This is a genomic window from Pseudoxanthomonas sp. J35 (genome assembly GCF_000513995.1).
Taxonomy (GTDB): domain Bacteria; phylum Pseudomonadota; class Gammaproteobacteria; order Xanthomonadales; family Xanthomonadaceae; genus Pseudoxanthomonas.
This window is the reverse complement of sequence record NZ_AZVB01000007.1, coordinates 41,575-56,217: the sequence shown is the minus strand read 5'-3', so window position 1 is coordinate 56,217 and position 14,643 is coordinate 41,575. Positions and strand designations below refer to the sequence as shown.

11 protein-coding genes and 1 tRNA gene are annotated in these 14,643 nt (G+C 72.9%); 7 read left to right on the top strand and 5 right to left on the bottom strand.

What is annotated here, in order from left to right; translation table 11 throughout:
* Positions 1–22: 22 nt before the first annotated feature.
* From PSEJ35_RS0105750 to PSEJ35_RS15515, 3 genes are all read left to right on the top strand, one after another.
* A tRNA-Ala gene (locus PSEJ35_RS0105750) sits at positions 23–98 on the top strand.
* Positions 99–408: 310 nt separating this feature from the next.
* Positions 409–1,422 (top strand): SGNH/GDSL hydrolase family protein, encoded by a 1,014-nt coding sequence (locus PSEJ35_RS15520; protein ID WP_198014154.1) that lies wholly within the window; start codon positions 409–411, stop codon positions 1,420–1,422.
* Positions 1,423–1,444: 22 nt separating this feature from the next.
* A complete protein-coding gene (locus PSEJ35_RS15515; RefSeq protein WP_037082526.1) occupies positions 1,445–1,672 on the top strand; it encodes a hypothetical protein in 228 nt (75 codons plus the stop codon).
* A gap of 57 nt (positions 1,673–1,729) precedes the next feature.
* Here PSEJ35_RS15515 and PSEJ35_RS15510 read toward each other — a convergent pair whose 3' ends face one another.
* Genes PSEJ35_RS15510 through PSEJ35_RS15505 form a run of 3 tightly spaced genes read right to left on the bottom strand, consistent with a single transcriptional unit; the run spans position 1,730 to position 6,626 of the window.
* A complete protein-coding gene (locus PSEJ35_RS15510) occupies positions 1,730–2,413 on the bottom strand; it encodes a phosphatase PAP2 family protein (RefSeq protein WP_051412530.1) in 684 nt (227 codons plus the stop codon).
* Positions 2,394–3,662, bottom strand: coding sequence for a flavodoxin-dependent (E)-4-hydroxy-3-methylbut-2-enyl-diphosphate synthase (ispG, locus tag PSEJ35_RS0105735; protein WP_028916957.1), 1,269 nt, complete (start codon positions 3,660–3,662; stop codon positions 2,394–2,396). Before ispG ends, PSEJ35_RS15510 begins: the two co-directional genes overlap by 20 nt.
* 57 nt (positions 3,663–3,719) lie before the next feature.
* A complete protein-coding gene (locus PSEJ35_RS15505; protein WP_084635448.1) occupies positions 3,720–6,626 on the bottom strand; it encodes an EAL domain-containing protein in 2,907 nt (968 codons plus the stop codon).
* A gap of 197 nt (positions 6,627–6,823) precedes the next feature.
* Here PSEJ35_RS15505 and PSEJ35_RS0105725 point away from each other — a divergent pair, with 197 nt between their 5' ends.
* The 4 genes from PSEJ35_RS0105725 to PSEJ35_RS0105710 are packed head-to-tail and all read left to right on the top strand — an operon-like array spanning position 6,824 to position 10,811.
* Complete coding sequence (locus PSEJ35_RS0105725) at positions 6,824–7,378, top strand: RNA polymerase sigma factor (protein WP_028916956.1); 555 nt, start codon at positions 6,824–6,826, stop codon at positions 7,376–7,378.
* Positions 7,375–8,397, top strand: a complete 1,023-nt coding sequence (locus tag PSEJ35_RS0105720; protein WP_028916955.1) for a hypothetical protein — start codon at positions 7,375–7,377, stop codon at positions 8,395–8,397. The genes PSEJ35_RS0105725 and PSEJ35_RS0105720 overlap by 4 nt, the downstream gene beginning before the upstream one ends.
* Positions 8,398–8,448: 51 nt before the next feature.
* Positions 8,449–9,054 carry a YigZ family protein gene (locus PSEJ35_RS15500; protein WP_037082523.1) on the top strand — a complete coding sequence of 202 codons (606 nt, stop codon included), beginning with the start codon at positions 8,449–8,451 and terminating at the stop codon, positions 9,052–9,054.
* The gene (locus PSEJ35_RS0105710; protein WP_028917040.1) at positions 9,054–10,811 is read left to right on the top strand and encodes an ABC transporter transmembrane domain-containing protein; all 1,758 of its coding nucleotides are present in this window, start codon (positions 9,054–9,056) and stop codon (positions 10,809–10,811) included. Before PSEJ35_RS15500 ends, PSEJ35_RS0105710 begins: the two co-directional genes overlap by 1 nt.
* Positions 10,812–10,820: 9 nt before the next feature.
* On the opposite strand, the gene PSEJ35_RS0105705 is transcribed toward PSEJ35_RS0105710, so the two are convergent.
* Positions 10,821–12,452 (bottom strand): acyl-CoA dehydrogenase family protein, encoded by a 1,632-nt coding sequence (locus PSEJ35_RS0105705; RefSeq protein ID WP_028916954.1) that lies wholly within the window; start codon positions 12,450–12,452, stop codon positions 10,821–10,823.
* Between the two features lie 58 nt (positions 12,453–12,510).
* Positions 12,511–14,577, bottom strand: coding sequence for an EAL domain-containing protein (locus PSEJ35_RS0105700; protein WP_028916953.1), 2,067 nt, complete (start codon positions 14,575–14,577; stop codon positions 12,511–12,513).
* Positions 14,578–14,643: the final 66 nt, after the last annotated feature.

Genomic DNA, 14,643 nt, shown 5'->3' with positions numbered 1-14,643 from the left:
ACAGGTTCGCCGAAGCGACCGTGGGGCCATAGCTCAGCTGGGAGAGCGCGTCGTTCGCAATGACGAGGTCGGGAGTTCGATCCTCCCTGGCTCCACCAAATACCAGAAGGCCCGGGCATTGCCCGGGCCTTCGTCTTTTCCGGCGTCCGCACCGCACGGGCATGCACGCCGCTGATGCAGGATGATGCGCCGGTCACCGGCCATGCCCCTGCCCGCATGAAGCACCTGCTCCTTGCCCTGCTGCTTGCCGCCCCGGCCGGTTTTGCCACGCCGGCGCCGGAGGATGCTCCGGAGTCCGCCCCTGCAGCCCGGCCAGGGCCGCAGGCCGCTTCCGGGGTCGTGGTTTCGCCATGCGCCGATCCCGGGTGCGCTGCGCTTGCCAGGGCTACGGAGGCTGCAGCGGCGCCTGTGCACACCCGCGGTCGCGTGTTGCGCGATGGGCACCGGTACAGCTACCAGTGGCCCGGGCTTTATTTCGAGACCGCATTCCATGGCCGGGCGATCGCTTTCGCCATCGGGCAAGGCGAAGTGATCCTGCACGTGCGCGTCGACGGGGAATCCGTGGCGACCCTGGTCCGCCCCGCGCCCGGGCTGTACCGCGTGGACGGACTGGCCGACGCGGCGCACACCCTGCGCATCGACGTGGCCACCGAGCACCAGGCCGGCCCGCAGCGCTTCGACGGCTTACTCCTGCCCCGGGGAAGCCACGCCCGGCCCCTGCCCCGCCGCGAGGCGCGGATCGAATTCGTCGGCGACTCGCACACCGTCGGCTACGGCAATCTCTCCGGCACCCGCGAATGCAGCGGGGCGGAGGTCTGGGAACGCACCGACAACACCCGCGCCTTCGGCCCGCTGCTGGCGCGCCACTACGACGCCGACTACCGGATCAGCGCCATCTCCGGCCGCGGCGTGGTCCGCAACTACAACGGCGGTCCGGGCCGCACGCTGCCGCAGGCCTGGCCCCATGCGCTGCTGGACGGCGAAGCGGTCGTGGAGGACGACTGGGATCCACAGGCGATCGTGGTCGCCCTGGGCACCAACGACTTCTCCACGCCGCTGCATCCGGGCGAGCGCTGGCCGGACGCGGAGGCGCTGCGCACGGACTTCGTCGCCGGCTACGCCGCGTTCCTGGGCGCGTTGCGCGCGAGGCACCCGGACGCCTACGTGCTGGTGTGGGCGACGTCGCTGCATGAAGGCCGGATCAGCGCGGCGGCGCAGGCCGCTGTCGCGGAGCTGCGGAATGCGGGCGAAGGGCGGATCGGTTTCGTCGAGGTCGACGGCCTGGACATGGGCGGCTGCCACTTCCATCCATCCCTGGCCGACCACGCCCGCATTGCCAGCCTCCTGCGCGCCCATCTCGACGCCCACGCCGGTCCGTGGACATCCGCGCCCGACACCGGGAACTCCCGCCCGGGCCGTTGAGCGTCCACGCCTGACCGGCCTGTTGGTCGCGGGCAACCGCGCTACCCCTCCCCCGGATCCGGTCCTCAACGCCACCTTCGTGCAGTTCGAGGACCTGGGCCAGGGCCGCATCCGCAAGGTCCGCGACTTCCCGGTCGCCTTCACCAACGTCGGCGCGAATCCGGGTGGATCCGCCGCGCTCTCCGGCGCGAAGGCCCCGGCCCTGCTCGACAGGGCGACCGACAAGCTGCTCGACCGCTTCGGCCGCTAGGCAGCGGAAGCCGTGCCCGGTGCAACGCATCGGGCACGCGTCCATCCGGCGGTGGCGCTAGTGGCGCCGCCACGGCCGGCGCGCGCGGAACAGCACCAGGTACACCCCGGAGGTCCAGGCCAGGCCGGCGGCCCAGCCGCCGAGCACGTCGGACGGGTAATGCACGCCCAGGTACATGCGCGACACCCCGACCATGCCGGTGAACAGCGCGGCCACCAGCAGCACCGGCCAGCGCCAGCGCGTATGCCAGGCCAGCAGCACCACGACCGCGGCCAGCGTCGCCGAACCCATCGCGTGGCCACTGGGGAAGCTGAAGGTGGTTTCCGGGGCGATCGAGTCCCACAGCGAGGGCCGCTCGCGCTGGAAGAACTGCTTGGTGCCCAGGTTCAGCAGCGCCGAACCGATGAAGGACACGCTGGCGAACGCCGCCTCGCGCCAGCACCTCGCCAGCAGCAGGCCCAGCGCGATGGCGATGTCCAGCGGCACCACGCCGTAGCGGTAGCCGGCCAGGCTGAACCAGACGAACATCCGGTCCAGCAGCGGCGAGGTCCAGGCGTGCACGCGCAGCAACAGCGCGTCGTCGAAGACCAGCGCCTCCATTTCGTGGATCTCGTCGGCCAGCTCGGCGAACAGCCACAGCGGCAGGAGCACGCCGACGAACAGCAGGAGCAGCGAACGCCAGCGGCCGCGCAGCGCGGCCAGGAGCGACCGGGCCTGAGGCTCAGCCGGCCTTCCGGGCATAGCGCGTGTCGACGTACTCGTCGATCAGGGCCACGAACTCGGCGGCGATGTTCTCGCCCTTGAGCGTGACCTTCTTCTCGCCGTCGACGAACACCGGCGCCGACGGCGCCTCGCCGGTCCCCGGCAGGGAGATGCCAATGTTGGCGTGCCGCGACTCGCCCGGGCCGTTGACCACGCAGCCCATCACCGCCAGCGACAGGTTCTCCGCGCCCGGGTGCGAGATGCGCCATTCCGGCATCTTCGCCCGAACGTGCTCCTGCACGGTCTTGGCCAGCTCCTGGAAGAAGGTGCTGGTGGTGCGGCCGCAGCCCGGGCAGGCGGTGACCATCGGGGTGAAGGCACGCTGGCCGGTGGTCTGCAGCAGTTCCTGCGCAACCACTACCTCGGCGGTGCGCGGCTGGCCCGGTTCCGGGGTCAGCGAGATGCGGATGGTGTCGCCGATGCCTTCCTGCAGCAGCACCGCCAGCGCCGCGCTGGAGGCGACGATGCCCTTGCTGCCGATGCCGGCCTCGGTCAGGCCCAGGTGCAGGGCGTAGTCGCTGCGCGAGGCCAGGTCGCGGTACACCGCGATCAGTTCCTGGACGCCGCTGACCTTGCAGCTGAGCACGATGCGCTCGGCCGGCAGGCCCAGCTCCACCGCGCGGTCGGCCGAGTCCAGCGCCGAGCGGATCAGCGCCTCGCGCAGCACCCGCCCGGCGTCCCACGGTTCGGCGCGCTGGCTGTTCTCGTCCATCAGCCGCGCGGCCAGGGCCTGGTCCAGCGAACCCCAGTTGGCGCCGATGCGCACCGGCTTGCCGTACTCGATCGCCTTCTCGATGATCGAAGCGAACTGGGTGTCCTTCTTCTTGCCGAAGCCGACGTTGCCGGGGTTGATCCGGTACTTGGCCAGGGCCTCGGCACAGGCCGGCTCGGCGGCCAGCAGCTGGTGGCCGTTGTAGTGGAAGTCGCCGATCAGGGGCACGTCGATGCCCATCATCAGCAGCTTCTCGCGGATCCGCGGGATCGCCGCGGCCGCCTCCGGGGTGTTCACGGTCAGGCGCACCAGTTCCGAACCGGCGCGCCACAGCTCGGCCACCTGCTTCACCGAGGACGCCACGTCCGCGGTGTCGGTATTGGTCATCGACTGCACGACTACCGGCGCGCCGCCACCGACGGCGATGCCGCCGACCATGACCTTGCGGGTGGAACGGCGCGGCCAGGGGCCGATCGAGGCGGGGGGCGTGGGCTGGGTGACGGCGTCGTGCTGCATGTGCGCATTCTAGACGCCCGCGGGCAACGGCGCCCGAACCGCGGCTTCCCCGGCGGCTCAGCCCTGGCGGCGCGGCGAGGGCCGGCCGAGCAGGAAGCCCTGCCCGCAGCGACAGCCCAGCTCGGCCAGGATGTCGCGCTGGGCCGCGGTTTCCACGCCCTCGCCCACGGTCTCGATGCCGAGGGTGCCGGCCAGGGCCAGGATCGCGCGGACCAGGGCGAGGCTTTCCTGGCGGCCGCCCTCCCCGTCCAGCCCGGCGACGAAGCTGCGGTCGATCTTCAGGCCGGAGATCGGGAAACGGTGCAGGTAGGACAGCGCCGAGAAGCCGGTGCCGAAGTCGTCCAGCAGGGCCAGCACGCCGTGCTCGCGCAGGGTGTTGAGGATGCGCAGGGTGCGCGGGGCGTCGTCGAGCAGCGCCACCTCGGTGATCTCCACGCGCAGCCGCGCCGGGTCGGCGTCGACCGCGTGCAGCAGGCCGAGCAGGCGGTCGGCGAAGTCCGGCGAGCGGAAGTGCCGCGGCGAGACATTGACCGAGACGTAGCCGGAGCCGTCGCGGGCCAGTTCGCTGATGACCTGTTCGTAGAGCTGCCAGTCGACCTGCTCGATCAGCCCGCTCTCTTCGCCCAGGGCGATGAACCCGGCCGGCGGCAGCAGCCCGCGGCGCTCGTGCTGCCAGCGCAGCAGCGCCTCGTGGCCGACCACCACGCCGTCCTCCAGGCGCACGATCGGCTGGTAGTACGGCAGGAAGTCGCGGTTCTTGATCGCGCGGCGCAGGTCCGCCTCCAGGTCGAGGCTGCGCACCGCCTGCTCGCGCATGGCCTCGTCGAAGATCGCGTAGCAGTCGCGGCCCTCGTTCTTGGCGCGGTACATGGCCGCGTCGGCGTCGCGCAGCAGTTCCTCGCCCGAGTCGTAGCGCGGGTGCCACAGGGCGATGCCCATGCTCGCCGAGGGGAACAGCTCGCGCCCGGCCACCCACAGCGGGCGGCCGATCAGGGCCAGCAGCCGCGGCGCCAGGTCGCGCACGCTGTCGCCGCCGTCGGGGCAGCTGACCAGGATCGCGAACTCGTCGCCGCCCAGGCGCGCGACCACGTCGTCGGCGCGCATCGCCGAAACGATGCGCTTGGCCACCTCCACCAGCAGCTCGTCGCCGGCGGCGTGGCCGATGGAGTCGTTGACCAGCTTGAAGCGGTCCAGGTCCAGGAACAGCACCGCGAACGGCATGCCGTCGCCGTGGCGGGCGCGGTCGATCGTGCTGGCCATGCAGTCCAGCAGGCAGGCGCGGTTCGGCAGCCCGGTCAGCGCGTCGTGCAGGGCCTGGTGGGTGAGCCGCTGTTCGGCGCGCACGCGCTCGGCGATCTGCGCGACCAGCTGCTCGTTGGCCTTTTCCAGCTCCATGGTGCGCTCGATCACGCGCCGTTCCAGCTCGGCGTGGGCGGCGCGCAGGCGCTCCTGGGCGCGCTGCCGGGCCAGGCCGTTGCTGATGTTGTGGGCGACGAACGCCAGCAGCCGCTGGTCGTCGGCGGTGAAGCGGATCCCCGGCGTGTAGCTCTGCACCACGATCACGCCGACCACCTCGCCGTCGCGGTGCAGCGGCACGCCCAGCCAGCTGTAGGCGCGGATCCCGTACCCCTGGACCTCGCCGGCGGCGACCAGGCGGTCGATGCTGTCGCGGTCGGCCAGCAGCGCCTCGCGCTTGCGCAGCACGTATTCGGTCAGGCCGTTGCTGAGCCTGCGGGTCGGGCGGTGGTCGCCGTTCTCGTCGACCGAGTACACGAACTCGATCGACTGCTGGTCCTCGGTGAACAGCGCGATGTAGAAGTTGCGCGCGTAGATCAGCTCGTCGACCGCGGCATGGACCTTGGCGTAGTACTGGTCCAGCGAGTCCGAGCTCATCGCCATCTCGGTGATGCGGAACAGCGCATGCTGCAGGCGTTCGGCGCGCTGGCGCTCGACCACCTCGTCCTGCAGCTCGCGGTTGGCGTACTGCAGCTCGAGGGTGCGCTCGCGCACGCGCCGCTCCAGCTCGGCCTGGGCCTGGCGCCGGTCCAGGGTGGTCAGCACGTGCTGGGCGACGTAGCCCAGCAGGGCGCGATCCTCGTCGGTGTAGCTGGCCGGGCGGTCGTAGCTCTGCACCACGATCGCGCCGCAGACCCGGTCGCCGCGCTTCATCGGCACGCCCAGCCAGTCCTGGCTGTCCGGGCCCTGCGCCTCGCTGGGCGGCATCTGCAGGGTGCGCCGGATCAGGCTGGACGGCCCGCGCAGCGCGCTGCCGTGGCGCAGCAGGGCGAAGGTGAGGCTGTTGGGCATCTCCCGCTCGGTCCACTCGCGCTCCGGGTCGGGCTGGTAGTCGTCGACCTCGTCGGCGAAGTAGATGAAGCGGACCGACTCGCGCTCCTCGTCGTAGGTGACGATGTAGCAGTTGGGCGCGTACATCAGCGAGCCGATGATGTCGTGCAGGCGCTTTAGCATCTCGCCCATCTCGACTTCGGCGCTGGCCAGCTCGGCGATCTCGAACAGCGCCTGCTGCAGGCGCCGCGAGGTCTCCAGCCGTTCCATCCGCGCCCGCGCGCGGGCCGCGTCCATCGTCGAGTCCAGCAGGGCGCGGGCGCCGGCCATCCACGCGGTGGCGCGCGATCGCTCCATCGGCACCGGCAACCGGGCCAGCAGGCACAGGCGCGCGCCTTCCTCGTCGCTCCACGACAGCGCCAGGCTGTCCGGGCCGCCTTCCAGCGGCGAGACCCCGGCCAGCGCCAGTTCCATGCGTTGCGTGGCGCCGGCCAGCGCCGGCGGTTCGGTCAGCACGTGGGTGCCGAGGACGCCGTCGGACCAGCCCAGCGCCACCTCGGCGTCGTCCGGCAGCTGCGCGTGCAGCACCGCCAGCGCGCGCAACAGTGGCGCGCGCGCGGTCGGATACGCCTGCAGCACCGTTCCCGGCGCGTCTTCGGCTGTGCTGGCCTGGTTCATTCAGGTCTGGTCCGGGAACCCCAGCCCCCAGCATAACGTTCCGGCGGCAACTTGCGTGGGGCGGACCCCGTCTCGCCTCCCCGCACGTTGTCCCTCGCATGGAACAGGCCTGCCTTACCCCGTCCCGCCCGCGGCGGCGGCGACCCGGCCGCGCGCCGGCGCTTGCGCGCCGCGTCGCGTCCCGTAGTCTGGTCGCCATGGAGCAGACGGCCGCCGCCGAAGACGAAACCCTGATGCTCGCCTGGGCCGGCGGCGACGCGGCCGCGTTCGAGGCCCTGTACCGGCGCCACCGCGATCCGCTGTTCCGCTTCCTGCTCGGCCAGCTGCGCGACCGCCCGCTGGCCGAGGAGATCTACCAGGACGTATGGCAGCGGGTGATCGCCGCGCGCAGCGGCTGGAAGCCCGAAGCCGCCTTCGCCACCTGGTTGTACCGGATTGCCCATAACCGCCTGAACGATCATTGGCGCGCGCAGCGGCATCGTCCGCCGGCGCCGGCGGACGCCGACCTGCGCACCGCCGCCCTCGCCGACCCCGACGATCCGGAAGGCCTGGCCGGGCGCGAGGAGACCCGCCGGCGACTGCAGGAGGCGCTGGACGAGCTGCCCGAGGAGCAGCGCGAAGCGGTGCTGCTGCGCCTGCAGCAGGAGCTGAGCCTGGAGGAGATCGGCCGGATCACGGGGGTCGGCCGGGAAACGGTCAAGTCGCGGCTGCGTTACGCGCTGGACAAGCTGCGCGCGAGGTTGAACCCATGAACGGCCGACACGAACCCCTGGATCCGGAAGAGCGCGCCCTGGCGCGCCTGCTGGCGGACGCCGAACGGGGCGAGGCCCCGTCGGAGCTGCTGGACGCCCGCATCCTGGCCGCGGCGCGCGATGCGCTGCGCCAGCCTGGCCCCACCGCCGCACCCGCGGGCGGTACGCAAAGGCATTCGCGGCGCCCGCTGCGACGTTGGCCGATGGCCATGGGCCTGGCCGCCACGGTGACCCTGGTGGTAGGCGTGGCCTGGCAGCTGCGCGAGCCGCCGCGGCCCGCCGCCGCCTCCGTGCCCGCGCCGGCGGCGGAAGCCGGGGCGGCCGCGGAAGCCGGAGCGGCCGCGGAGACCGCCGGCGGCGATGCCACGGCGACGGCGCGGCCTTCGTCGCCCATGCCGGCGCAAGCGCCTCCGCCGACCGAAGCCCCCGTAGCCAGCGAAGAGGACGATGCCGGACGCCGCACCGCGGTGGCCGCCGCCAGCGGACGCGTCGCGCAGCGCCAGGAGAAGGCCGCACGCCAGGCCGATGCAGAAGCTGCCGCGGCAGCGGCGCGCGAACAGGCCCAGCAGGCGGCGACGGCTGCGGCCCGCCAGCGCGCTTCGGAACGGGCCGGAAAAGCCGTACGCCAGGCGGCGCAGGCGGCGCCAGCCCCCGCGGCCGCGGCCGCGCCGGCCGCAGCCGGCCTCTACCAGGAACCTTCCCCGCCGCCACCGCCGCCACCGGTGGCCGATACCGGCGCGACGGCCGCACCCGCGGCACGGCTGCCGCCCACCAGCGAAGTGCGCGAGGCGCAGGCCGCGCCCAGGCCGGCCGCGTTCGCCCGGGAACCAGGGCTGTCCACCACCGAGCTCGCCACGCTGGAAGCCGACGCCGCGCTGCCGGCCGACGAGTGGCTGCCGCGCATCCGCCGGCATCGCGACAGCGGCAACGACGCACTGGCGAAGGCCAGCCTGCAGCGCTTCGTGCGCGCCCATCCCGACATCGCCATCCCGGAAGACCTGCAGGCGCTGCTGCACTGACGCCGCTGCGCGCGCAGGGTTGCACCGGGCCGCCGGCTACAATGTCGGCAGATGACCAATACCCTCGCCGCCCCGGCCCGCCACCTTCTCGAAGTACGGCACAGCCGCTTCCTCGCCCAGGCCGCCGCCGTCGCCTCGCCGGCCGCGGCACTGGATTTCATCGCCCAGGTCTCCGATCCGGACGCCACCCACAACTGCTGGGCGTGGCGGATCGGCCAGGACTACCGTTCCAGCGACGACGGCGAACCGGCCGGCACCGCCGGCCGCCCGATCCTCGCCGCGATCGACGGCCAGGGCTACGACCGCGCGGTCGTGGTGGTCACGCGCTGGTTCGGCGGGATCAAGCTGGGCGCCGGCGGCCTGGTCCGCGCCTACGGCGGCGCGGCGGCCGAATGCTTGCGCCTGGCCCAGCGCCAGCCGCTGGTGGCGATGGTCGCGCTGGAACTGGCCTGCCCGTTCGAGGAGCTGGGCACGGTGCACGCGGCGCTGCACGCGCACGCGGCGGAAAAGACCGGCGAGAGCTTCGAGGCCGACGGCGCGCACCTGACCCTGCGCCTGCCCGCGACCGAGGCGCCGGCGCTGCAGGCGCGCCTGCGCGACGCCACCCGCGACCGGGTGCGCTTCACGGTCGGCGAAACCACCACGGAGGCCGGCTGATGTCGGAAGCGAAGGAAAGCCGCCTGCGCCGCATCGGCAGCCTCGGCACGCTGTGGCCGTTCGTGCGCCGCCACCTGGGCCTGTTCGGCGCCTGGCTGGTGGCCCTGGCGGTGTCCTCCACCGCCACCCTGAGCCTGCCGGTGGCGGTGCGCTACATGATCGATCACGGCTTCGCCGGCGGCAGCCAGATCAACCGCGCCTTCGGCCTGCTGTTCGTGGTCGCGGTGGTGCTGGCGGTGGCCACCGCCGCGCGCTTCTTCTTCGTATCGCTGCTGGGCGAGAAGGTCGTGGCCGACCTGCGCGACCGGCTGTACGCGCACCTGATCGGCCTGGACCCGGCCTTCCACGACCGCAGCCGCAGCGGCGAGCTGGTCTCGCGCCTGTCCGCCGACAGCGAGCTGCTGCGCAGCGTGATCGGCACGACCATGTCGGTGGCCCTGCGCAGCACCGTCACCGTGATCGGCTCGCTGGTGATGCTGTTCGTGACCAGCCCGCGCCTGGCCGCGTACTCGCTGGTCGGCATCCCGCTGTCGGTGCTGCCGATCGTCCTGGGCGCGCGGCGCCTGGAGAAGGCCTCGCGCGCCAGCCAGGACCGCGTCGCCGACGCCAACGCGCTGGCCGCCGAGACCCTCGGCGCGGTACGCACGGTGCAGGCCTATGCCCGCGAACCCTACGAACGCGGCCGCTTCGGCGCCGCGCTGGAGGTGGCCGTGGCCACCGCGCGCCGCCGCATCGGCGCGCAGGCGGCGGTGACCGCCGCGGCCATCGTGCTGGTGTTTGGCGCGATCGTGCTGGTGCTGTGGTCCGGCGCCCACGACGTGATCGAAGGCACGATGAGCGCCGGCACGCTGGGCCAGTTCGTGCTGTACGCGCTGATCGGCGGCGGCTCGGTCGGCGCCCTGGCCGAGGTCTGGAACGAGCTGCAGCGCGCCGCCGGCGGCATGGGCCGCATCTCCGAGCTGCTGCAGGAACAGCCGCAGGTGGCCGCCCCGGCCTCGCCGGTGGCGCTGCCGGTGCCGTTGCGCGGCGAGATCCGCTTCGAGCAGGTCGTGTTCCACTACCCCGGGCGGCCGGACGCGCCGGCGCTCGACGGCTTCGACCTGCACGTGCGGCCCGGCGAAACCGTGGCCCTGGTCGGTCCCTCCGGCGCCGGCAAGAGCACCGTGCTGTCGCTGCTGCTGCGCTTCCACGATCCGCAGTCCGGTAGCGTGCGCATCGACGGCATCGACCTGCGCGACACCGACCCCGCGCAGCTGCGTGCCCAGGTCGCGCTGGTGCCGCAGCATCCGGTGCTGTTCGCCACCAGCGCGATGGACAACATCCGCTACGGCCGCCTGGATGCCAGCGACGAGGACGTGCGCGCCGCCGCACGCGCCGCCGAGGCCGACGCCTTCATCGAGGCGCTGCCGCAGGGCTACCACAGCGAACTGGGCGAGCGTGGCACGCGCCTGTCCGGTGGCCAGCAGCAACGCGTGGCGATCGCCCGCGCCCTGCTCAAGGACGCGCCGGTGCTGCTGCTGGACGAGGCCACCAGCGCGCTGGACGCGCAGAGCGAGCGCGCCGTGCAGCACGCGCTGGAGAACCTCATGCGCGGGCGCACCACCCTCGTCGTGGCGCACCGCCTGGCGACGGTGCTGCGCGCCGACCGCATCGTGGTGATGGACCAGGGCCGGATCGTCGCCGAAGGCACCCACGAGCAGCTGCTGGCCCAGGGCGGCCTGTACGCGGAACTGGCGCGGCTGCAGTTCCTCGACTGAGGCGCCGGCTCAGGCCGGCCACGCGCGCGCCAGGATCGCGGCGAAGTCCAGGTCCGGCGGCAGCGTGCCCATCGCCAGGCCGTGTTCGCCGCCGAGGCGGCTGCGCAGGAAGGCTTCGGCCAGCGGACTGCCGTTGGCCGCCAGCACGCTGCCCTGCAGCACCAGGGCCAGCCGTTCCACCAGCAGGCGCGCCTGCGGTTCGAGCATGTCGCGCGCGGCCAGCTGGCCGTGCAGGTGCGTGGCGGCCTGCTCCAGCAACGGATGGCGCCGGGCGGCCTGCTCGAGTCCGGCCTGCAACGCCTGCGCCGCCGCCGGCTCGCGGGCCAGCGCGCGCAGCACGTCCAGGCATTGGATATTCCCGCTGCCTTCCCAGATCGAATTGAGCGGTGCCTGCCGGTACAGCCGCGGCAGGATCGATTCCTCGACGTAACCCGCGCCGCCCAGGCATTCCTGCGCCTCGTTGACCAGCGCCGGCGCGCGACGGCACAGCCAGTACTTGCCGACCGCGGTGGCGACACGGGCGAAGGCCGCGGCCTGCGGATCGGCCGGCGCGGCATCGACCGCGGCGGCCACGCGCAGGGCGAAGGCGGTGGCCGCCTCCGACTCCAGCGCCAGGTCGGCCAGCACGTTGGCCATCAGCGGGTGTTCCACCAGCCGCCGGCCGAACGCGACGCGGTGGCGCGCGTGGTGCAGCGCCTGGGCCAGGGCCATGCGCACCTCGGCGGCGGCGCCGAGCATGCAGTCCAGCCGGGTCAGCATCACCATCTCGATGATGGTGGCCACGCCGCGGCCTTCGGCGCCGACGCGCCAGGCCCGTGCGCCGCAGAACTCGACCTCGCTGGACGCGTTGGCCCAGTCGCCGAGCTTGTCCTTCAGCCGCATCAGCCGGAATGCGTTCCTGCTCCCATCCTCCAGCCGCCGCGGCAGCAGGAAGCAGGTCAGTCCCCCCGGCGCCTGCGCCAGCACCAGGAAGCCGTCGCTCATCGGCGCAGAGAAGAACCACTTGTGCCCGACCAGCCGCCAGGCGTCGCCATCGGGCGTGGCGGTGGTGGCGTTGCTGCGCACGTCCGAGCCGCCCTGCTTCTCGGTCATGCCCATGCCGAGGGTCAGGCCGTCCTTCGCCATGGCGGGAATGTCGCGCGGGTCGTAGGCGGGCGCGGCGGCCTTATGCGCCCAGGCGCGCAGCGCCGGCTCGCGCGCCAGCACCGGCACGGCCGCGTGGGTCATGGTCAGCGGACAGCTGGTGCCGGCCTCGGCCTGGTGGTGCAGGTAGCTGAGCGCGGCGCGGGCCACGTGCGCGCCCGGCCCCGGTTCGTGCCAGGACAGGCCGGCCACCCCGTGCGCCTTGGCCAGCTCCATCAGCCGGTGGTAGGCCGGGTGGAACTCGACCGTGTCGATGCGGCGGCCGTTGCGGTCGTGGGTGCGCAGCCGCGGGCGGTCGCGGTTGGCATCGAAGCCGAGCCGGTACAGCTCGTCGCCGGCCAGGCGCCCGTAGGCCTGCAGGCGTCCGGCGTAACCCTCCGCGCCCGCAGCCGCGACGGCCTCGCGCAGGGCGGCATCGTCCGCCCACAGGTCCCGCGGCTCGAACGGCGGCGGGACGTTGTCGACGTGGTGGGTCTCGAATGGCGGCAACGCGTGCATGGCCGGCTCCGGCTGGAGGGCTGCGCGCGGTCGGGGCGGCACGCGGCCACCCCTGCGCTCAGCCGAACTCGAAGTTCATCTGCGCGCCCACCGGCGCGACGAAATCGCCGGAGACGAAGTCCACGCCGGCGGTGAACAGCTGGCTCATCGCCTGCGCGTCGTCGACCTGCGCGGCGAGGGTCAGGATGCCCTCCTCGCGTGCACGCGCGGTGAGCTCGCGGACCTTGTCCTGGGCCTCGCCCGGCTTGCCGATCTCGTCGGTCAGGCCCGGGTCGATCTTGACGAAGGCCGGCTTGAAGTGGGCCAGCAGCTGGAACGAATCCAGCCCCGAGCCGAACTGCTCCAGGCCTACCCGGCAGCCCAGCGGCGCCACCGCCTCGAGGAACTGCTGGGCGTTGCGCAGGTGGGTGAACACCTTCGCCTCCGGCGCTTCCATCCACAGCCGCTCGCCGGGGACGCCATGCGCCGCCAGTTCGCGCTGGACCAGCGCGGCCAGGTCCGGGGTACCGAAGGACGGCGCGCTGACCCGCACCAGCAACCGGGTCTGGCGCCCGGTGCGCTCGCGCTCGGCCAGCACCGCGATCGCGCGGCGCACCACCCACTGGTCGATCTCGCCGAGCAGGCCGTGTTCCTCGGCGATGCCGAGGAAGTCGGTCGGGCTGACCAGCTCGCCGTTGGCGTCCACCCGCAGGTGCGCCTCGTACAGCTCGCCCGGCTCGCCCTGCAGGTTCATCACCGGCTGCCAGTGCAGGACGAAGCCCTCGCCGGCCAGCGCCTCGCGGATCCGCGCCACCCAGCGGGCGATGCGCTCCTCCTCGGCGCGGTCGGCCGCGCCCGGGTCGAACACCTGCACGCTGTTGCCGCCCAGCTCGGCGGCGGCGCCGAGGCACTGGTTCGCCTTGGCCAGGATCTGCGGCACGCTGGCGATCTTCTCGCCGACCTGCACGCCGCCGATGCTGGCGGTCACCGCCACCGAACGGTCGCCGACGCTGACCACGTGGGTCGCGATCGCCTCGCGCAGCGCATCGGCCGCCGCCCGGGTGCGGGCGTGGTTGCCTTCCAGCAGCAGGGCGAAGCTGTGCTCGCCGAAGCGCGCCGCCTTGACGTCGGCGTCGACCGAATCGCGCACCCGCGCGGCCAGCGCCGCGATCAGCGCGTCGGCGGAATCCAGGCCGATGTCCGGCAGCAGGCGGGCGTAATGGTCCGGTTCGACCAGCAGGAAGCCGTACTGGCCACCGTCGCGGCCGACCACCGCCACCGCGTCCTCGAGCATGCGCAGGAAGGTCGGGCGGTTGAGCAGGCCGGTGACCTGGTCGCGCTGGCGCAGTTCCTCGACCTCGCGGGCCAGCTCCGGGTCCACCTCCTCGCGGCGGCGGAACACCACCTGCACGCAGGACTCGCCTTCATAGGTGGCGGTGGCGAACTCCATCTTCGCCGGGAAGGTGCTGCCGTCGACGTGGCGCGCCTCCATCAGGTACTCGGCCGGCGGCGGCTCGCCCTTGGACAGCGACTTGAGCAGCTGCTTGAAGCCCTCGATGTGCTGCGGGCCGACCAGGTCCAGCAGCGACATGCCTTCCAGTTCGTCGAACGACTCGAACCCGAACATCTCCAGGTAGGCGTCGTTGGCGCGGATGTGCATGCCCTCGTGGATGTAGGCGATCGGGTCGCGCGAGGAGGCGATCAGCGAGTCGCAGCGGCGCTCGGTCTCGCGCAGCTGCGCCTCCAGGCGGCGCAGGCCGCGCCGCGCCTCCAGGTCGGCCCACTCGCGCCGGACCGTCTCCAGCAGGTGTTCCGGACGGTGCTTGAGCACCAGCGCGCGGGCACCGCCGCCAAGCGTGCCCAGCACCGCGGCGTCGTCGATCCGGTCGACCAGCAGCAGCAGCGGCAGGTCCTTGCCGCTGGCCGCGGCCTGGGCGCGGACCTGGTCCAGCGGCATCGAGCGGGACTCGGCGGCCAGCACCAGGTCGATCGGCTGGCTGGCGACCATGTGTTCGAGTTCGGCGGCAGTGGCCGGCCGCAGGGGGCGCACCGCGATGCCGCCGTTGCGCAGGGCACTGACGATCGCTTCGGCATCCTCCACGCGGTCGTCGACGATGAGCAGGCGCATCGCGCTGTCTTTCTGCATTCGGGGAATCGGGGGTGTGTGGAAGTCGGGGGATGCCGGTTTAATACACGATGCCCGTAACAGCGT